Here is a 19,413-nt window from a genome sequence, read left to right on the forward strand (position 1 = left end):
GAACCATGCGCTGCTATCTTGCGCTCGAAGACGGGACGGTGTTCGCCGGCGAGTCGTTCGGCGCCGAGGGGACGTCTACCGGCGAGGTGGTCTTCAACACCTCCATGAGCGGTTATCAGGAGATCCTCACCGATCCCTCGTACTGCGGGCAGATCGTCACCATGACCTCGCCGCTCATCGGCAACTACGGCGTGAATGTCGAGGACATCGAGGCGGCGAAGCTGCACTTGTCCGGCTTCGTAGTCAAAGAGCTGGCCCGGCGCTATTCCAATTATCGCGCGAGCGGAAGCCTGCATGATTATCTGCACGCGGCCGGTGTCGTCGGCATTTCAGGCGTCGATACGCGGTCACTCACCCGACGATTGCGAGATCGCGGGAGCCTGCGAGGCGTCATCTCCACCGAGCTGTCCGACCCGGCGATTCTCGTTGGCAAGGCGCGCGCTTCGACGCAGATGGAGGGCCGCAATCTCGTCGAGACAGTGATGCCTCGCGGTGAAACGCGAATTGAGCCCGCCCGCGGCCCGGCGAAGTATCGCGTCGTGGCGGTGGACTGCGGCATCAAGCAGAACATCCTCCGCGAATTGGCCCAGTTGGGCTGCGAGGTTCGCGTCGTCCCGCCGACCACCACCGCCGAATGCATTCTCGAATCTCGTCCGCACGGTCTGCTGCTCGGCAATGGTCCCGGCGACCCGGCGACCGTCGGTGAGGCCATCGCGACCATGCAGGCCCTGATCGGCAGGCTGCCCATCTTCGGCATCTGTCTCGGCCATCAGCTACTTGCCCTTGCCCTCGGAGCCAGGACCTACAAGCTCAAGTTCGGCCATCACGGGGCGAACCACCCGGTGCAGAATGTGGACACCGGTCGGGTAGAGATTACCAGCCAAAATCACGGCTTCGCCGTCGATGTCCCCAGCCTGGAAAGCGTCGGCGGCCGGGTGACGCATATCAATCTTTACGACCAGAGTCTCGAGGGCTTCGCCCACGCCGACCATCGCGTTTTCGCGGTCCAATACCACCCCGAGGCCGCCCCCGGCCCGCATGACTCGCAGTACCTGTTCGAGCAATTCGTGCGAATGCTGGGCGATTGACCCCTAGAGGTTTCGCCTCAGGCCATCATGCCAGACAGGGTCTTCTCGACTTCGGCGCTGTCGATCGTCTCACCGGCGTTCAGCCGCCTGATGATTTCGGCGATGCGCTGCTTGCCCTCGTCCTTCTTCAGGTCGGTCAGGAAACCGTCAAAGAAGTGCTCACCGGATAAGGCCCGGTTGATCTCCGCTTCCTTATTGTGCTCGTCGAGCTCGGTGAAATAAACAACGCGATACTGCCGCCCATAGTCGGCCTCGCGGTAAATCTCAAACATCGTCTTGTCGGAAGGCGTCGCCATGGCAGAAGGTTATTGGCGTCCGGCGCGGCGGGCAAGCCCATCGAAGTCAATGGGCGTACGATAAGCCGACTCACCCGGGACTCATGCCCAAACAGGGCTATCCGCGATAGACCGTGCCGATATGATCCGCGAGTTTATGGACCATCCCGGTGCGAAAGATCCAATTTCCGCGAAAACACCGCCGCCATCCACACTCGGTCGCTATGACCTCATCTTCGTTGGCGTCATCTTGCTCCTAAGCGTCGGGCTTTACCACTCGGTCCTTACCCAGGGCCTGATGCGCGACGACTTCTGCTGGCTGAGCCTGGCCCGCGAGGGGTTGTCGGACCCGTCGATCGTTTTTTCCCGCTTCGTCTCCGGCTTTTTCCGCCCCGTCGTGCATCTGTCGTTCATCCCCACCTATGCCGTCTTCGCGGAACAGGCGTGGCCGTACTACGCGACGAACCTGCTGCTCGATGCGGCGTGTGCATTGCTTGTCGCGTGGCTCGCGCTGCTTCTCACGCGATCTCGGGTGGCCGCCTGCGTCGCCGCCGTCATGTTCATCACCCACCCTCACCATGCCGAAGTCGTGGCCTGGGTGTCAGCCCGAACATCATCGTTGATGGCAATGTTCAGCCTGCTCGCGCTGATCGGATGGATCCGGTTTCGTACGCATGGAACAAGGCGCTGGGCCGTCGTCACGACGCTCGCCTTCGCCGCCGCGCTCGGCTCCAAGGAAGAAGCCGCGATTCTCCTGCTCCTCATCGTGCTGCTCGAATGGATCGCCGTTCGCAGCATGACAAATGCTCCGCTGATGGCCGGCCACCGACTCCGTCGCCCCGCCGTCGTCGTCTTCGCCATGTGCTGCGTGATCTTCGCGGCATACCTCGCAGCGCAATACGCCTTTCAATCGGCCAACCCCATCGTGACCGGCGGCGGTTTCTCATTGCATCGCGAAGGATTCACCCGGGCCCTGTCGCGCGTGCCGCGCCTGTTCATACACAAGCACATCGCGCCCTCCGCCTGGGCCGTTGCATCATTCCTGCTTTTGTGCGTGTTCGGGGCAGTCATCCTCAGGAATGCCACGCGTAAATTGCGCCGCGCGGCAATCTTCGGCCTTTCGCTGGCCTTCGTCGCCGTATTGCCGACAAGCTTCTTCACGGATGACGCCTATCCGATGCGATACGACTATCTCGCCACCGGCGGGTCGGCCATCGCCTGGGGGGCCGTCGTCGCTGCTTGCATTGGGTGCCTCCGCGAACTGCGACGCTTATGGTCCATTCGCATGGTCGCCTATGCGCTGCTCTTCACCTTCGGCATGGCGATCCCGACACAGGCCTATCGGCTCAGACAAACTCTCCGGCCGTTCGAATCGGATGCCCAACTCGGCGGAAGAGTTCACGCGGCGATGCAGGCGATCGCCCCTGAGCTGGAAAATGCACGGAATCAGAAAGTGGGCGTAATTCTCGAAGACCCGCCGCTGCCGCCGCTGGACATGCAATGCCTCTGCCACCTCGTCGGCGGCATCCCGCGCGAGGTCGTCAAACCGGTGTACAACGAAGATGCGGAAAAGTCGCCGACAACGAATGAACCACGCATCGGCTGGCGCGATTCGTCCGGTCAATTCTTCGCGGAAGTACTCGGCAAGCCCGCCGGCTAAATGGCTCTAGACGCCGACCACAGCCGTCGTCTCCACCTGCCGGGCTGCGCCGTACTTCGCACGCAGCTCGCGCTCCAGCTCGGCGATCTGCGCATCGATCTCGACCATCTTCTGCCCATCGCGGACCAGCTTGTCGCGGTGCCGCCGCAGGAAGTAGGCGATCGTCTCAATGCGAATTCTGATGGAGCCGGTCGGCTTGTTCTCGTCGATGTCCTTGAAGCAGAAGTACGGCGTGCCGCTGTTCTCGATGATCTCCTCGATCACGCTGTAAATCGGGGCATCGTGGCCGCACTTGAAGCTGGAGAGCTCCAGGGCGATCAGGTTCGGATGCCGCGCCGCGTACTTGGCCGCCCACACCTTGCGATTCGTGTTCTCGCTGTAGGCGTTCTTCCACGCGTCCTCGATCGACAACACGCTGGCGAATTCACCGCGGCGCACTTCCTCGCCGAAGAGCCGATCGAGAATCTCCGGATCGCGCGGCAGCACGTCCATCGTAAAGACCGGGTAGCCAAGCTTCTGCAGTTCGTCAGGAATCTCGTGGCACACGCCGGGATCGTGGTGATACGGCCGCGTCAGCAGAACCACGCCGATCTCGTTATTCCTCTCCAGCCGCTCCAGGACGTCGCGGGCCTGATTGCGCAGGTCCTCGTTAAAGCTGTCGTAATACTCCCACGCGACCTTGCATGCCCGGGCATTCTCTTCCATCGAGACGCCGAGCTTGTCGGCGAATTCCTGGTACATCTGCCGCACGAGCAGCGGCGGCTCGCTGAAGTTCACGAAGGTGTCCAGATACTTGGTGCCATGATCGGCAAACAGATCGGACTCCTTGGTGAACGCAGCCTTTACGGCCTCCGGCGTCGCGGAGACAGTGGGGCAGGCGCGGCTGTCTTCAATGCCTTCGAGGAAAGTCGGCAGGCAGTCGATCATCGGGAAGAAGATGTAATCAAGCGGCTTGTCCTTGTGCTTGTGATAGAGCAGGTTGTGGACGTGCGGAATGCCGATCTTGCTGGGGAAGCACGGGTCAATCGCCCCGCGCTTGGCGCCTTCCTTATACATCTCCTCGCTGGTGTAGTCAGACCAGATCAGGTTCGCAGCCCGCACGCCGAGCGACTGGAAGTACGCCATGAACCACGGGCCCATGGAGTACATATTCAGGACCTTGGGCATGCCGATGCGGATCGACTCGCGCTTCTTCATCAACTCGGCGCGGCGCTCGATCTCCTTCCGCTTGAACATGTTGGCCAGCGTGACCTTCGGCATCGGATCGCTGATGTTCGGCACCGTGACCGGGGCGAAGGCCTCTCGGGCCGAAATCTCCGCGAAGTTCGGGTTCGCCTTCTTGGCCGCGTCGAGTCCGGCCTTGATCTCGCGCATGTCGTTGATGTCTTCGACGGTGCCCTTCTCGCAGGTGGCGATGATGAGCCGCTGCTCGCCCGCCTCGAGGGCGACTTTGGACTTGGTCTTGGCCGGCGCCTTGGGCTTCGCCGGGTCGGTCGTCGGTGCCTCGGCGGCCGCACCGTGCTTGATGCGCGTCGGATGGCCGGCCTCGGGGCCCATTTTCACGATTTGCGTCGTGAGACTGACGAGGACGCCGTTACCGCTCGGCGTACCGTTGCCTTCGTGTTCGTGCGCTTCCGCATCGCCCGTCTTCACGTCGATGAAGGTTCGCAGGCACTTGTTCTTGCAGAAGTAGCAGCGCGTGTCCTCGTTGCGCGTCGTGCGATACGTCAACTGCTGAACGCGCGACAGCCCGATGAACTGAGTTCGAACGCCGTTCTCAACGTACAGCCGATGGGCCTCGACCGCGCAGCCGATGGCGCCGGCCTCGCCGCAGAACTTGTGAACGATGATCTCCGGCTGGACATCCATTCCCTTGAAGCGGCTGGCGATGAAATCGACCTGCGATTTGACCGCCGCGAGGTTGTGCTGCGTGCCGCCCTGAAGAACAAACGTATTGCCCAGCTTGGCCAGATTGGGAATCTGAGAGACGTAGAGCCAGATGTTCTTCGGCAATACGTCGCAAAGCCCGGCCATGATCTCGTTCGGGGCCCAGCCCTGCCGTTGGAAATCGACGATGTCCGACTGCATGAACACCGCGCAGCCGTAGCCGAACGAAGGCATCGCCTCGGCACTGAATGCGATATCCGCAAACTCCTCCACCTTGAAACCGAAGCCCTGGGCCGTGCTCTGAAGGAAGTAGCCATTGCCCGCCGAGCATTGCGTGTTGAGCTTGAAGTCCTTGACCTGCCCGTTCTTCAGAACGATCAGCTTGATGTCCTGCCCGCCAACGTCCACGATGACGTCGGTATTCGGGTAAAAGTGAAGGCCGGCCTGGGTATGGGCGACCGTCTCCACCAGCGCGACATCAGCCTTAAGCACGTCCCTGAGGATGTCCTTCGCGTAACCCGTCGTACCGACGCCGAGTACCTCGAGCTTGCAGCCCTGATCGACGATCTGCTTCTCCAGCGCGGCAAAGATGTCCATCGTGTCTTCGATGGGGTTGCCCTTGGAAAGCTGATACGCCCGGGCAATCACGTTCTTGTCCATGTCGACCAGCACGCCCTTGGTGCTGGTGCTGCCGCCGTCCAGACCCGCGAAGGCCTTGATGGTGGTTCCCGCCTCAAAGGTCGGCGCCGTCCAGGATTCCTTGCGATACTGCTCTTTGAAGTCCGACAGATCGGTGGAGCTCTTCCAAAGGCCCTTGCTGCCCGCCGACTTTTTCTCCTCGATGCGGCCGACCGAGATGTACCACTCCAGTTCCTCTAACCCGCGAAACACGCCGAAGTCCGGGCAGTCTGCCAGCTCGATCTTGGCGTATTCGACGGCCCCAAGGGCGGCAAAATACTGGGCGTTTTCCGGGACGACGATGAGTTCCTCAATCGGCTTGGACTCGTCGAAGGCCACCTTGCGCTCGCGCCAGATGGCGGGAATGTTGTGTCGCCAGCAGTCCATCATCCCCTTGATGTAACAATTCGGTCCGCCGAGCAGCAGCACCTGCGGCCGCAGGGTGTGACCGCGCGTCAGCACGGCGAGGTTCTGCTGGATGATGCTCTCAAAGAGCGAGGCCATCAGTTCCTCGCGCGGGACGCCCTGCTTCTGAAGGCCGTTGATGTCGGTCTCGGCGAAGACGCCGCACTTGCCGGCGACGGGGTGGAGCTTCAGACCCTCGTATCCCATCTGGCAAAGCTGATCCGCCGGAATCTTGAGCTTGGCGTTGATCTTGTCGATCACCGCGCCGGTGCCCCCGGCGCATTTGTCGTTCATCGAGGGAATTTTCTTTTTCTTACCCGTCGATTCGTCGGTCTTGAAAACGATGATCTTCGCGTCCTGCCCGCCGAGCTCGACGACGCTCTGCACGTCGGGGTAAAGCTTCTCGACGGCGAGGCTGACAGCATTGACTTCCTGAACGAATTTCGCGCCGATCCTCTTGCCGATCGAGGAGCCGCCGCTGCCCGTCATGAAGATGCGAAAAGCGTTTCGGGGAACGTCGGCGAACTGCTGCTTGATCGCCGCGAACATCTCGATGCACTTCTCGGGCTGCTTGGTGTCGTGTCGCTGATAGTCTTTGGCCAGAATCTCATCAGTGATGGGATCGACAACGACGAATTTGACGGTGGTCGAGCCGACGTCGAGGCCGATGATGAGCCCCTGCGGATACTTCTCGGTCCCCGCAAACGGCAGGTTCTCGATGACCGGCTTGGTCTTTTCAGCCTTGACCATGCCGACGTTGAGTTGGACGAAGCCCGTGGGCGTGTCCTTCGGCTCGCTCTTCGTCGAGCAGCAGCCTCCCGATGAACAGCCGCCGCCGGAAGTCTTCGCGCTGGGCGTCGTGCCGCAAGAACCTCCGCCGTGACCGTGATCCGCTTCGTGATGAATGCTCATGATTGCCTCATGTTGCTTTTTGATTTAGCCGGCCCTGCACACGAGAGGTCCTTGCCGATTGCCGTCGGCGGTAACGTCGCGCTCCAACCTGTGCCTTCCAAAACCCACTGAGCGTAGCTGCTGCTGTTGGGCCCGGGGAAGAGAACGTAGGTATCCCGGCAGGGATAGCTCGGCGATTGTGAGTAAATGAAGTCCACCACAGGCTCGGCCGCCGCGCCCTGTAGCTCGGCGATGATGTAGGCGCCGTCTGAAATCACATCACCTTCAGCCGGGAATAGATTCTGCCGCACGTAGCCGTAGGGCTCGCCCGCCTCCGGCCAGACCTCCCATCGGTCAAAGCCGCGGCTTTCCGCCCGCTTCACGACAAACCACGGATGACTGGCGAAAAGCCCTATGCCCGGCACCGGAGCGGCGTAGAGCCGGGCGATCGCCAGATCGCTCTCCGTCAGGGCGGCAAGTGCCGCAAACGCGCCCTGGTCTGGCGCCGCGCCGCATCCCAGTATGGGTGCCGCCGCGCCAAACAAGAGCAACCGTTTTGCCGCCAGCCGACCGCGAAACCACAGTGAAAGAGCCGATTTCATTCGTCGACTCCCGTGGTTTGTATGCCCCGTGCGACCTTATTATGATCGCTCGAAACGAGACAATCTCGGACGGTGAGAAATGTCGTGCTACTTTCGTGTCGCTTCCCACGCCGAGTTTGAAGACCTGCAGGCATTCGGGAGATTCCGGGCAGGCCCGACATCAGCCGAGGGCAAGTACCTTTGGAGCCAGATGGAGCACGCGCGGGCCTTTCGGAATCTGCTCTTGGCGAATGGTTGGGAACGGGAGTGTATAATACTGAAGGTCGAAGTGGCTGATGAACGCGCTGGCCGATTCGCTCGATTTGCGATGATGGATGGAATCGGCCCGGCGAGCTTTGCAGAACTCGACGACTTGGAATCTGCTGTCGTGACACGGGTGATTGAATGAGCGAACGAGCCATGATCCGCTGGCTGCCGAAGGAACGAGGGGGTCGCTCTGCCCCTCCTGCCGCGAGGTATCGTTCCGCTGCTCGGTTCGAGGACTCTCGGGACCGTTGGCCCGAGGCTGTCTGGAGCATCGTCGTCGATCCAATCAAGCCATTCGGCACGGATTCCATGGCGACGCTTTCGGAAGTGCAGTTCCTTTCCCCCGACGCCCCGAACGAACTGCTCGTAGCCGGCGCGCGGTTTGAACTCTGCGAAGGGTCTCGCGTCATCGCAAAAGGAGTTGTGCTGCCCTCAAGAGTCACAGTTCCACCTCAACTGGACGACTTCGCCATCTCACTTCTTGGTTGAGCCGAACGAGCCATACACTCCAATGCCCTGCATGCGAATGCAATAATCGTTGTCTACGCCGCATCCTTCACCAGTAGCGCCAGGCTCGTCACATTCGACCCCAGCTTTGTCGGCCAGGGCAATTTGCCCAGCGGGATCACGCGAACCGGCACGCCTTCATGTCGGATCCGCTTCACACCGAGAAACGGTCCCGCCAGATACTTGTTGTTCGACCATAGCGGCTTCAGGTCAGGGAAATAATCGTGAAGGAGAATGACGCCGCCCGGATTCAGCAAATTCAGGGCCGCCGCCACTTCGCGGTACACCGTCTTCGCCGCGTGGTCCCCATCGAGAAAGATGAAGTCGAACTGCTGTTCGCACCTTTCCATGAAATCAAGCGATGGGCTCTTCACGAATCGCACCAACTTGCTAAGGCCGAGTTCCTTGATCAGTTCCGCCGGAGAATACCGCGTTCCATACTGCAGCCACGGCTTCGACACCGGATCGTTGACGTCGCCGATGTCGACCGTGATCAGTTTTTCTTCGTCGCCGCCTTCCGACTTTCCGAAAGTCGAAATCGCCGAGGCCGCGTGCATCGTCGAAGCGCCGATGTGCGTCCCCACCTCCAGCATCCGGCCAGGCCGGAAATGCGAAACAAGGTAGTAGAGCGCCCGTCGATCACCCGGGTTCACGCCGCCTGTCCCATCCGGCACCCCGAACTTGCGAAACTGCGACTCAGCCTTTTCCCAAGCCGTCTGCGTCTCGCGATGATTCAGAATCTCTCCCGGCCGTACGTCCGAACCGGCTATCAGATTGTCGACCGTGAACTTCACGGTTGACGCCTGCCTCAGGCCGTCCTCATCCTTTCGTCGCAGCACCCAGTTCTGCAGGGACTGCGGTACAAACTTCCCAATAAGTCGCTTCATCGAACCGCCACATCCTTTCAATGGCCGTCGCTGCAGCACCGCGATGACTCGCTGGAATTCGGCTGCAGGCCTTAAGTGGATGTTACGGTCGTTTCACCGCTTCCGACAATCCAAACACCTCCGAAACCGGTCCCGAACAGGCGTCCCGGATCCCCTGCGGATATCCCGCTCAAACGCCGACCAGCTCCGCCGCGCGAGACTCGGCCTCCACGCCCGCCGCCTTCATTCGTGCGCCGACGTCCAGGACAAAGTTCGCGGCCTTGCTGACGAATCCCTTGTGGTGCCCCACGTGCTGGAGCGGTCTTCGCAGTTCGCGATTCTCCGGCAGGTCAACAAACTCCCGAATCTGCTCCAGCGAGTAACCCGACGCCGCAACCGCCCGCTTGAACTCGTCCTTGCACTTCAGCTTGGCTTCGCCCAGCGCCATCTGAACCCGGCTGTGGGCATTGATGTCGCCCTCGCCCGACGTCTCGATGGGGATGTAGATCATCTCCTTGAAGTGACTCGTCACCGCCGCCTGGGCCCCATCACTCTGCGTGCTCGGCATGCAGCCGAAGGGCTTGAGCGAGAGCACCATGTGGGCAAGGTCTTTGTTTGAGTAATAGATGTTCTTGGCGACTTCCAGGTGACCCTCGCCGCCGCCGGCGCGACTGTTGTAATAAGGGTGCCCGGCGCGCGTGAGCTCAAGCTGTGGGGCCAGCTCGTGCACCGTGCCGCCGATCCCCTTGCGGAGCTTGTTGTACTCGTTAATAAGAATCTTCTCGGCCAGGGTCAGCGTGAAGACCTGCTTGCGCGCCTCGATCTCGCTCGCCAGATAAGCCTTGACGTTCCACTTCGGAATGTTGGTGCCGTCCTCGCGCAGGCCTTTGCGGTCATTCGCCTTCAGGCCCGCCTGATGCAGCATGTAGCAGATCCACGTCGCCACCGGCTCGACCAGCACTTCGGCGCCCTCGCCCTCGAGGAACGGGAACATGCGGAAGTTGCCGTCGCCCTCGGTCGTCTGGGCCCAGAACTCGCCCGTCACCTTCACGATCGGCTTGGGCCGCAGGAAATCAACCTCGATCTCCTCCTCGATCAGCTTGCGGCACTGCTCGAAAACGTCTGCGTAATAGGTCCCCTTGAGCTGGTCCAGGAACTTGGCCGCGTCGGCAGGGGTCTTTACCGGGGCGATCTTCGAAAGAAGCTTCGAAAGGACGCCGCTGTTCACGTCGTCATAATTCTTCGAGCGAACGGCGTTCTGGCACAAGTCCATGCACTTCTGCATGATCTCGTTCGTCTTGCCCGGCTCCAATTCATAAGGCCGAATCTGGTAGGCGACCTCATTGAGGATGTCCCCCATGAACATCGCATTGAGCAGGGTCAGGAAGAAGTTCAGGTTGAACTCCAGCCCCGCCTCCACCGCCGCCTGATCGAGCCCGCCCTGCTGCTGAAAGAGCATGACCCGGAAGCCGTCAAACCCGCTGTTGCGCAGGGCCAGCCGATACTCCGCCTCATACATGCCGAAGCGGCACGGTCCGCAAGCCCCGGCGGTCACAAACAGGTGATCGCTGAGAATCTTCTCAAGCGGGATGCCCTCTTCGTCGCGCATCCGCTTGAGATGATTGACCAGCGAACCGACCGTGAAATAGGTCGGATTGCATTGACCGTTGTTGCCGAATTCCTTACCCGCCTGGAAGTCAGCCTTCACCGGCGTCGGAATGAGTCCGACCTTATACCCCAGACCCTCAAGCCCGGAGACGATGAGTTGCTCATGGCGCAGCGTCAGGCCGCCAAGCCAGATCGTCACCTTGCCGCGCTCGGTCTTGGTGAATTCCCGCTCCCTGGGTCGCTTGAAGTGACTGATGGGCCCGACTTTCAGGCCGGCCTCTTTCATCATGCGCTCGCGCTCGGCGTGAAGCGTGGCTTCGACCGAGTCGCCTAACAATGGGAGCGAGATGCCGCCGGCGCTCGCGGCCTCAGTTTTTTCCGAGTGGCCTGTGCGTGCAACCATGATCCTGTCTCCTTGTTTCCTCGTATCCGTGTCGGACTCGTTGCCGTTTCGTTATCGTGGCGGTTTCGGCGATCGTGAATCGTCAATGTCCCAGATTGCCCTATTCTGGAACGCCCGGCCGTACGTTAGTTGGCACTAGCTTGTGCCTTGCCCAACCGGGATATCGGACTGGACTAGGTATGGCATTTCAACATTCTGTCGATCATAAGTCCAGCGTTTTTTTAAGTTAATCGCACGGGCAACATCCGGCCTCTCACGTTCAGTAAGACTAACGCAAAAGTTAGTGATGACTAACTTGCCATTTCGGGGAAGCCTATTCGCAAACTTGCTGAGGCGTTTCTCCCCACAAGCTTCGATGGCCAGAGAGCTTAGATACAGGACCGAATCAGTCCGCTTTCAATCCGCGACATAAAAAACCAGAGCCGATCGCCCCGGCGGATTCAATGCCCGCGCGCCAACTAAGAGGGATGTCTCCCAGTCATTCCGTCAGGGTGCCTTGGACAAGGTTGAAAACGACGGAATTCCAGATTCACGAATTCGAAAGCACGCCCCGAATGTGTCGGGCGAGACGCTCCGCTTGGCGTCGGCGATGGAACGCATCCAATCCAGATGGTGCGCCTCCCCCCGATCCCTCAGCGACAAGCCGCTCCGCATGCTCAAGCGCCCTTAAGAACCCGTCGTCATCCCCCAACCTGGCAAAACAGCATCGATCCGCCGCAAACTCCTCCAGCAGCCGACGGTCATTCGAGCCAGGCTCCTCCTCAAGGCAGATGATCGGCCTCCCCGTCTGCAGATACTCAAACAACTTCGCGCTGTATCCCCACTGCCCGACGTAAGCGCCGGAGATTAACAACAGCGCATCGGCCGACTGCATCCACTGCCCGGCGACCTCGCGCGAGGCCAGACCGGTCGTCTCCAAGATGTCCGACACGCCGAGTCGCTGGACATATGCGCGTGAAAGATTTCCGACGAAGACAAAGCGAATTCCACCCCGCCTCCCGCGAAGCCTCCGCACCGACTCAAAAAACAAATCCGGTCGATTCCGCTCAATGACCGTCCCGACGTGCGCGATGACCAGTCGCTTGTCCTCCCTGTCCCTTCTCGCCGCAATGACCCGCGACGGGTCCGACGACCCAGGGCCCGCCTCGCCGTCCGCGCACGGATCAAAACCGTTCATCACCACACCGACGCGTCCCCGCGGCACGCCATGCTCCGCCGCAATGGCATCCGCCATCGCCTCCGAGACGGCCACCACGCCCGCCGCCGCGCGAATCGCTTCTCGTTCCAAAGACTGATGCCGCTCCGCCGCCTGTGCCGACGTCGGTTCATAACCGCCCGGCCCCAGCCATCGATCCCGAAAATCCAGCACCAGCGGAACCCCCGTCTTGCGATGGATAGCAAGTGCCGCTACTACGACACTGGCCGGTGGAAAAGTGGCCAATATCGCGTCGAATTGCTCCTCGCGGACCAGCCGCTCCCCGCGCCGGGCCGCGCCGGCCGCCCAGTGCCCGAACCGATCGGGAAACACCAGATCACGCACCCATCGCGAAATCCGCCCCGTCTCCCGTGGGCCGTCATACTCTCCAAACGTCGCCGCGCTCGCCCCCAGCGGATCGGCCACGCCGATCACGCGCGCTCTTCCGTCAACGATGTCGTCCTCCTCGCGCTCCGCCGTCAGCACGCACACATCCACGCCGAAATCAGGCAGGTATTTCGCGAACGAGGCGATCCGCTCGGCCGCTGCCCCAACAGCCGGGGGGTACCAGTATGAGACCAGCAGCACTTTCATTCGGCGTTGCATCTGCGCTCCCGCTGCCCCATTGAAACATCCGCCCCGCCTCGTGTCGAAGCCCAGTCGGTCGGTTGCCGCGTCTCTCGCCTGCCGCTCACCAGCCGTTAACATGCCGCCATGTCGATCGACGCCCCGAGTCCAGGTCCGCTCGCCGGTCGTCATGTCGTCATCGTCCCCGCGTGGTGGCCGTCGCCCGAAGATCGGCTGGCCGGCGTCTTCTTCCAGGATTACGTGCATATGTTCGCCGCGGCGGGGGCCCGCGTCGGCGTCGTCTATGCCGATCTCGTCAGCCCGCGAAAAGTGACTCGCGACGCCCCCGTGTCGCTGATCCCGCGCACCACCATCGAGCAAGTGGGCGATTCCCCCGTCCTGCGCATGCGCGGCCTGCACACCGCCTTCGGTCGGCCGTGGATTCAGATGCAGCGTTTTCGCCGTTGGCTGCGAAAGGGATTGGTCGCCTATTCTGCCCGTTTCGGTCGGCCCGACGTGCTGCACGCCATGTGCGCCATCCCCAGCGGCTGGGCCTGCACGCACCTGTCCGACCCCCTCGCCCGCCGCGTCATCATCACCGAGCACACCGGCCCGTTCTCCCTCGCACTCACGCCGGCCACCGCCGAGCCTTTCGTCTTCGAGGCGATTCGCCGCGCCGTTCACGTCGTTGCTGTCAGCGAGCTGCTCAAGTCGCAGATGATCGCCGCCGGCGCGACGCGGGAGATTCACGTCATCGGCAATCCCGTCGCGGATGAGTTCACGACTTCGCCGATTCCGTCCGCGGAGCCGATGAGCCCCGCGAAGGGTCCGCTCCATGCCCTCTTCGTTGGCCGGCTCACCCCCGAGAAGGGAGTTTACGACTTGATCGATGCCGCCCAGAGACTCGCCCCGCGCTGCGATGTCATCTGGCGCCTCATCGGCGATGGGCCGCTGGCGCCGGAGTTGGAACAGACTGTCCAGCGGCCTGACCTGGCAAATCGCGTCAAGCTGCACGGCCCCCTCGATCGGCCGCAGATCCGCGATCACCTGCTTAGCGCCGACTTCTTCGTCCACCCCAGCCACGGCGAAACCTTCGGCCTCGCATTCGCCGAAGCCCTCTGCATGGGCCTGCCCTACGTCGCAACCGATGCCGCCGCGCAGGCACTCTCCCCACGCCCCGAAGACGGTGTCCTGTATCGGGCAGGCAGCCCTGCCGACCTCGCCGCCGCCGTTGAGACACTCATTTCAACCAAACCTTCGTCTGGCCGAACCAATCGCGCCGCCCACTATCGAGCGAGGTTTTCCGCACAGGCCGTTGCATTGCAATACGCAGAGTTGATCGCCTCGCCGTCGATCCAAAACCGACGCTGAATTTCAGCGACCGATCACGTCGAGGCACATTCATGCGAGGTCGGGGCTCACTGACGTGCGTCGCGACCGGCCGAGCATAGCTGGAAGCCATCGCTCCATGGACCGATCTTTAGCCGGTCGGCTTTTGCTACCAGCTTTAGCGGGTGGACCCTGTCTCATTCTGCTTCTTCACGAGCCGGCTTCAGCCGGCTTGCTCACGAACTAGGCAACTCGTCCATCAATCAATCCAGGTAAGGCGCGGACAGTGAGCAAGAATCGACTCGTAGAAGGCAAATCCTCTATGTCCACCTGGAAATCACCAGCGCTGCGAGTTTCTTACCAGAGGTCTCGGCCCCTAAGCCCCAGGACGGTCCATCCGCGCTTTTTCACCCAAAACGCGAACCGCCCCAACACGTGCCCGCCACGCGACTTGCAAACGTCCGCGCTCGCTTGTGTCACCTTATGTCACCTTCGTTTGGGCGATCAAAACCACGCGTCAGACGTGTTCCGGCGGTTGAATCTTGGCCATCTCTCCTGCGGCCAGCTTCTTCTGATACTCCCGCCAGGTAATGTCCGGGATCGTCCCCGCAACCTGTTTCATCGAAATGCACCCTTCCACCGGGCACACCAGCGAGCACATGTTGCAGCCCACACAGGTGTCCTGCTTGATGGTGAAAACCCCGACATATCCATCCCCCGAGCCGGGCAGAACGTTGACGTCGCCGCTCTTGGTGAAGTTCATGTTGGGATTGACGAAGGCCTGGCCGTTACCGTTGCCGCCGGTCGCGTGTGCGACCTTGCCGTACTTCTTGACGAATTCCGGCTCCTCGACGCGTTCCCACTTGATCGACTGGTGGCAGCCGTCTTCGCAGGCGATATAGCAGAGGCCGCAATGAACGCACTTGGCCTGATCGATTTCGGCGACGACCTTGTGCCCGAGGTTAAGATTACCCCAGTCGGTGATGTTCGGCAGCGCCTTGCCCTGGAAGTCGGAGATTCTCTTGAAGCCCTTTTCGCGCATCCAGTTCTTCAGGCCGCTCTCCATGTGCTCGACGATGCGGAAGCCGTAATGCATGACGGCCGTACAGACCTGCACGCACCCGGCCCCGACCAGCAGAAACTCAACCGCATCCTGCCATGCCTGAATCCCGCCGATGCCGCTGACCGGGATGCCCACCTGCGGATCAGCCGCCACGCTGCTGACCATGTTCAGCGCGATCGGCTTGACCGCCGGACCGCAGTAGCCGCCGTGCGATCCCTTGCCATCGACGGCGGGACGCGGCGCGAAGCTGTTCAGGTCGATGCCCATGATGCTGTTGATCGTATTGATGAGCGAAACCGCATCGGCGCCCGCCTTGGCCGCCGCCCGGGCCACCATGCGCGGATCGGTGACGTTCGGCGTCAGCTTGACCATCACCGGAATCTTCGCCACCTCTTTGCACCAACGGGTGATCATCTCCGTGTATTCGGGAACCTGTCCGACGGCGGCGCCCATGCCGCGCTCGCTCATCCCGTGCGGACAACCGAAGTTCAGCTCGACCCCGTCGCACCCGGTGTCCTGCACCTGCTTGATGATGTCGTGCCAGATTTCCTGCTTCGACTCCACCATCAGCGAGACGAAAAGGGCGTGATTCGGGAACTCCTTTTTGATCTGCCGGATTTCCGCGAGGTTCACTTCGAGCGTGCGATCGGTGATGAGCTCGATGTTATTGAGTCCGACAACCTTGCGTCCGTCGTAGTCGATCGCGCCATAGCGGCTGGAGACGTTGACGATCGGCTCATGGGTCAGCGTCTTCCATACTGCGCCCCCCCAGCCGGCCTCGAAGGCCCGGCGAATCTGGTAGGCGCTGTTGGTCGGCGGAGCCGATGCCAGCCAGAAAGGATTGGGAGCTTTCACGCCACAGAAAGTGATGGACAGATCGGGTGAAGACATCGGTCGCACTCCTGAATCATTCCGAACGAGTGATCGGGGTTCTCATTGTAACACTAAACCGGTGCCTGCCAGTGCGGGATTTCCAACTGGGTCCGCCCCCCGTGGGAACTGTTCCCATATTCGACTTCCCCGCCCGGCATTTGGAATCGGGACAGTCCTCCGCTGCCGAATTCGCCGCCGCATTCTGTCCTCCGGCTCGGATCGTTGCGGCCGCACGCGTGCGCCTCTGGACAGAACAAAGGCCGCGGTTTATAGCCCTTGCTTCAATGATGGCGGCAACGCGTCGAGGGACCTGATGAAGCTGATCGTGCAAATCCCCTGTCTGAACGAGGAAGCCACGCTCCCCGCGACCCTGCGCGACATCCCGCGGCAGATTCCCGGCATCGACAAGGTCGAAATTCTCATCATCGACGACGGCTGCACCGACCGCACCCTGGAGGTCGCCAAAGAGATGGGCGTCGAGCACGTCCTCAAGTTTCCCGGCAATCGCGGGCTGGGGCATGCCTTCTCCGGCGGCATGGACTACTGCCTGCGCCACGGCGCCGACATCATCGTCAACACCGACGGTGACAATCAGTACTTCGGCGGCGACATCCCGCGTCTGGTCCAGCCGATCCTCGAGGGTCGGGCCCACATGACCATCGGCGACCGCGAGCCGGAAAAGGTCGCCCACTTTTCATTCATCAAAAAGAAGATGCAGACGCTCGGCAGCAAGGTGGTGAGCTTCCTCGCCGGCATGCCGGTGCCCGACGTGGCCAGCGGCTTCCGCGCCTACAGCCGCGAGGCGGCCATGCGGCTCGTCTGTTCAACCGACTTTGATCACACGGTGGATCACGCCATTCAGGCGGGGCGAAAGCGGCTGATCACCATCAGCATGCCGATCAGGACCAACGAGAAACTCCGCGAGAGCCGGCTGTTCTCCAACATCGGCGTCTTCATCACCCGGTCGGTCGGCATCATGGTGCGCGTCTATTCGTCGTACCAGGCGATGAAAATCTTCACCATCGCGGGCCTCACGACCTTCGGCCTCGGCTTCGTCATCGGCCTGCGGTTTCTCTATTACTTCTTCTTCACCGAAGAACACGACCTGCACGTCCAGTCGCTCATCCTCTCCGCCGTCCTGCTATTAGCGGGTTTCCAGATGATCCTCACCGGCATCGTCGCCGACCTCATTAACTCAACCCGCGCGATTGTCGAAGATGTGTCCTACCGCCTTCGCCGCGTGGAAGATCAGAAGTCGCGGTCTGATTGATGCCACCGGACAACTCACGACCCGGCATCGACCGCCGCTTCCCATTCGGTGTTCAGTTCGTCGAGCGACGCCTTCAGCGCGTGATACTCTTCGTGAAGTTGCTTCGACCGTGCCGCGTCCTTCATCAGAACCGGATTGGCGAACGACGCCTCCAAATCCTTGAGTCGCGTCTCCTGCTCGATGATCTGCGACTCCAAATCCTCTATCCGCTTGGCCGCGTACTTCGACCGCGACTTAGGCCGTGACCCCGATGAGGAACCGCCCTGTGACGCGCGGCGCTGCGCCGCCTCACGGGCCGCTGCCCGCTCACGCTCCTTCTCCGCACGGGCAACCTCTTCGCGCTGCGCCAGCAGGCTCGCGTAGGTTGACCAATTCCCGGCGACAAGTTCGTGCTTTCCTCGCTCGGGCAGCACCAGGAGCCGCTCCGCGACGCGATCGAGAAAGTAGCGATCGTGACTGACCATCAGGATGCTGCCGGGAAACAATGTCAGCGATTCTTCCAGTGCCTCACGCGCCGGAATGTCCAGATGGTTGGTCGGCTCGTCCAGAATGAGCACTTGCGGACTCTGCCAGACCAGTCGCGCCAGCAGGACGCGTGACTGCTCACCGCCGGAAAGCGAACCCACCCGCTTGAATACCGAATCCCCTCGAAACAGAAACAACGCGAGATACGACCGGGCCTCAGCCTCCCTGATCTCGGGTCGAACCTGCCGAACCGCCTCAATCACCGTCAGCGACGCATCAAGGTCGCGATGCTCCTGGTCGTAGTAGCCGACGGTGAGATTCTGGAACAGCCGGACGGTTCCGCTCGTCGTGGGCGTCTGCCCCAGGAGCATCCGCAGCAGTGTCGTCTTGCCGACACCGTTGGGCCCGATGATGCCGATTTTCTCACCCCGGGTCATCTCAAAGTCCAGATCGCGGATGAGCACCAGATCGCCGAACGCCTTGCCGGCCTTTTCGCAGCGGATGACCATGTCGCCACCGCCGACCTGTTTGCCGAACTGAAGTTTCAGCTTCGCCGCGTCACTCTTGGGCTTCCCCAGTATCCTGCCGTCGGCCTCCATGCGATCCAGATATTTCTGCCGACCGCGGGCCTGCTTGGCGGAGTCCTTGGCGAATTTCACCTTGGCGATGTAATCGCGCTGGTGTGCCAGCCATGCGGACTGCTTCTCGTAGTCGCGCACCGCCTGAAGCTGACGAATGCGCTTGGCCTGGGCGTAGTTCGTGTAATTGGTCGGATAGACCTCGGTCTTGTGGTCCTCGACCTCAATGATCTTGGTGACGACACGGTCGAGCAGGTAGCGGTCATGGGAGATGATGACCGCTCCGCCGTGATAGCCGGCGAGGTACTTTTCCAGCCAGCGCGTGGCGTCGATGTCGAGATGGTTCGTCGGCTCGTCAAGCAGCAGGAAGTCGGAATTCGAGAGCAGCAGCCGCGCCAGCGCCGCGCGGCACTTCTGTCCGCCGGAAAGCTGCTCGACGAGTTGGGCATACTCATCCGGCGAGAACGAAAGGCCCCCGAGCACCTCGCGCATGCGGATCTCATAGTCATAACCGCCGGCCGCCTCGAAACGGGCGCGAAGCCGGTCGTACTTTTCCATGAGCGCCGGTTCGTCGGCGGTGCCGTGGGCGTCGCTGATGGCGTGGGACAACTCGGCGATCTGCGACTCCAGCGCGCGGTGGTCATCAAAGACGCTCGACACGACGTCGATTAGCCGCGCGCCGGGCGTGAGATTCGGTTCCTGCGGCAGGTAGCCGATGGTCGTTCCGCTGGAGATGGTCACCGTCCCCATGTCGGGCGGCTCGTTGCCGGTGATCAGGCGAAAGAGCGTGGTCTTGCCGCTGCCGTTGGCCCCGATGAGGCCGACCTTCTCGCCCTTGTGCAAATCGAGCGTTACGCCGGAAAGGACTTCATTTCCGCCGAATGACTTGAAGATGTTCTGAAGCGCGACCGCAGCCATGCCATAGGGTAGCAGAGAATCCGCTTCGGACGAAAGTGC

General features: G+C 61.5%; 14 protein-coding genes and 1 pseudogene. 6 read left to right on the forward strand and 9 right to left on the reverse strand.

Annotation, left to right across the window (positions count from 1 at the left end; genetic code table 11):
- Positions 1 to 5: 5 nt before the first annotated feature.
- Positions 6 to 1,088: a glutamine-hydrolyzing carbamoyl-phosphate synthase small subunit gene (gene carA / locus HS101_10190; protein ID MBE7506640.1), complete on the forward strand. Its 1,083-nt coding sequence runs from the start codon at positions 6 to 8 to the stop codon at positions 1,086 to 1,088.
- A 17-nt stretch (positions 1,089 to 1,105) separates the two neighbouring features.
- Here carA and HS101_10195 read toward each other — a convergent pair whose 3' ends face one another.
- Positions 1,106 to 1,384 carry a hypothetical protein gene (locus HS101_10195; protein MBE7506641.1) on the reverse strand — a complete coding sequence of 93 codons (279 nt, stop codon included), beginning with the start codon at positions 1,382 to 1,384 and terminating at the stop codon, positions 1,106 to 1,108.
- A gap of 136 nt (positions 1,385 to 1,520) precedes the next feature.
- On the opposite strand from HS101_10195, the gene HS101_10200 reads away from it, so the two are divergent.
- Positions 1,521 to 3,023, forward strand: a complete 1,503-nt coding sequence (locus HS101_10200) for a hypothetical protein (protein MBE7506642.1) — start codon at positions 1,521 to 1,523, stop codon at positions 3,021 to 3,023.
- Positions 3,024 to 3,029: 6 nt separating this feature from the next.
- On the opposite strand, the gene HS101_10205 is transcribed toward HS101_10200, so the two are convergent.
- From HS101_10205 to HS101_10215, 3 genes and pseudogenes are all read right to left on the reverse strand, one after another.
- Positions 3,030 to 4,580 (reverse strand): hypothetical protein, encoded by a 1,551-nt coding sequence (locus HS101_10205; GenBank protein MBE7506643.1) that lies wholly within the window; start codon positions 4,578 to 4,580, stop codon positions 3,030 to 3,032.
- Between the two features lie 87 nt (positions 4,581 to 4,667).
- Positions 4,668 to 6,743 (reverse strand): annotated as a pseudogene (locus HS101_10210) (CoA activase).
- Between the two features lie 158 nt (positions 6,744 to 6,901).
- Positions 6,902 to 7,486, reverse strand: coding sequence for a DUF3750 domain-containing protein (locus HS101_10215; GenBank protein MBE7506644.1), 585 nt, complete (start codon positions 7,484 to 7,486; stop codon positions 6,902 to 6,904).
- Between the two features lie 79 nt (positions 7,487 to 7,565).
- Between HS101_10215 and HS101_10220 the strand changes: the two genes are divergently transcribed.
- On the forward strand, positions 7,566 to 7,874 hold the full coding sequence (locus HS101_10220; GenBank protein ID MBE7506645.1) for a hypothetical protein: 309 nt from the start codon (positions 7,566 to 7,568) through the stop codon (positions 7,872 to 7,874).
- On the forward strand, positions 7,871 to 8,221 hold the full coding sequence (locus tag HS101_10225; GenBank protein ID MBE7506646.1) for a hypothetical protein: 351 nt from the start codon (positions 7,871 to 7,873) through the stop codon (positions 8,219 to 8,221). Before HS101_10220 ends, HS101_10225 begins: the two co-directional genes overlap by 4 nt.
- 53 nt (positions 8,222 to 8,274) lie before the next feature.
- Here the strand turns inward: HS101_10225 and HS101_10230 are convergent, their stop codons facing one another.
- The 3 genes from HS101_10230 to HS101_10240 all read right to left on the reverse strand — a co-directional run bounded on the left by HS101_10230 (position 8,275) and on the right by HS101_10240 (position 12,917).
- Complete coding sequence (locus HS101_10230; protein MBE7506647.1) at positions 8,275 to 9,126, reverse strand: class I SAM-dependent methyltransferase; 852 nt, start codon at positions 9,124 to 9,126, stop codon at positions 8,275 to 8,277.
- Between the two features lie 169 nt (positions 9,127 to 9,295).
- Positions 9,296 to 10,912: an activator of (R)-2-hydroxyglutaryl-CoA dehydratase gene (locus HS101_10235; protein MBE7506648.1), complete on the reverse strand. Its 1,617-nt coding sequence runs from the start codon at positions 10,910 to 10,912 to the stop codon at positions 9,296 to 9,298.
- A 733-nt stretch (positions 10,913 to 11,645) separates the two neighbouring features.
- Positions 11,646 to 12,917, reverse strand: coding sequence for a glycosyltransferase (locus tag HS101_10240; GenBank protein MBE7506649.1), 1,272 nt, complete (start codon positions 12,915 to 12,917; stop codon positions 11,646 to 11,648).
- A gap of 108 nt (positions 12,918 to 13,025) precedes the next feature.
- Here HS101_10240 and HS101_10245 point away from each other — a divergent pair, with 108 nt between their 5' ends.
- Complete coding sequence (locus HS101_10245; protein ID MBE7506650.1) at positions 13,026 to 14,249, forward strand: glycosyltransferase family 4 protein; 1,224 nt, start codon at positions 13,026 to 13,028, stop codon at positions 14,247 to 14,249.
- Positions 14,250 to 14,724: 475 nt separating this feature from the next.
- Here HS101_10245 and preA read toward each other — a convergent pair whose 3' ends face one another.
- Positions 14,725 to 16,161 (reverse strand): NAD-dependent dihydropyrimidine dehydrogenase subunit PreA, encoded by a 1,437-nt coding sequence (preA, locus tag HS101_10250; GenBank protein ID MBE7506651.1) that lies wholly within the window; start codon positions 16,159 to 16,161, stop codon positions 14,725 to 14,727.
- A gap of 295 nt (positions 16,162 to 16,456) precedes the next feature.
- Here preA and HS101_10255 point away from each other — a divergent pair, with 295 nt between their 5' ends.
- The gene (locus HS101_10255) at positions 16,457 to 17,413 is read left to right on the forward strand and encodes a glycosyltransferase family 2 protein (GenBank protein MBE7506652.1); all 957 of its coding nucleotides are present in this window, start codon (positions 16,457 to 16,459) and stop codon (positions 17,411 to 17,413) included.
- A gap of 14 nt (positions 17,414 to 17,427) precedes the next feature.
- On the opposite strand, the gene HS101_10260 is transcribed toward HS101_10255, so the two are convergent.
- The gene (locus HS101_10260; protein ID MBE7506653.1) at positions 17,428 to 19,374 is read right to left on the reverse strand and encodes an ABC-F family ATP-binding cassette domain-containing protein; all 1,947 of its coding nucleotides are present in this window, start codon (positions 19,372 to 19,374) and stop codon (positions 17,428 to 17,430) included.
- Positions 19,375 to 19,413: the final 39 nt, after the last annotated feature.

Source organism: Planctomycetia bacterium (assembly GCA_015075745.1).
Classification (GTDB): Bacteria; Planctomycetota; Phycisphaerae; order UBA1845; family UTPLA1; genus UTPLA1.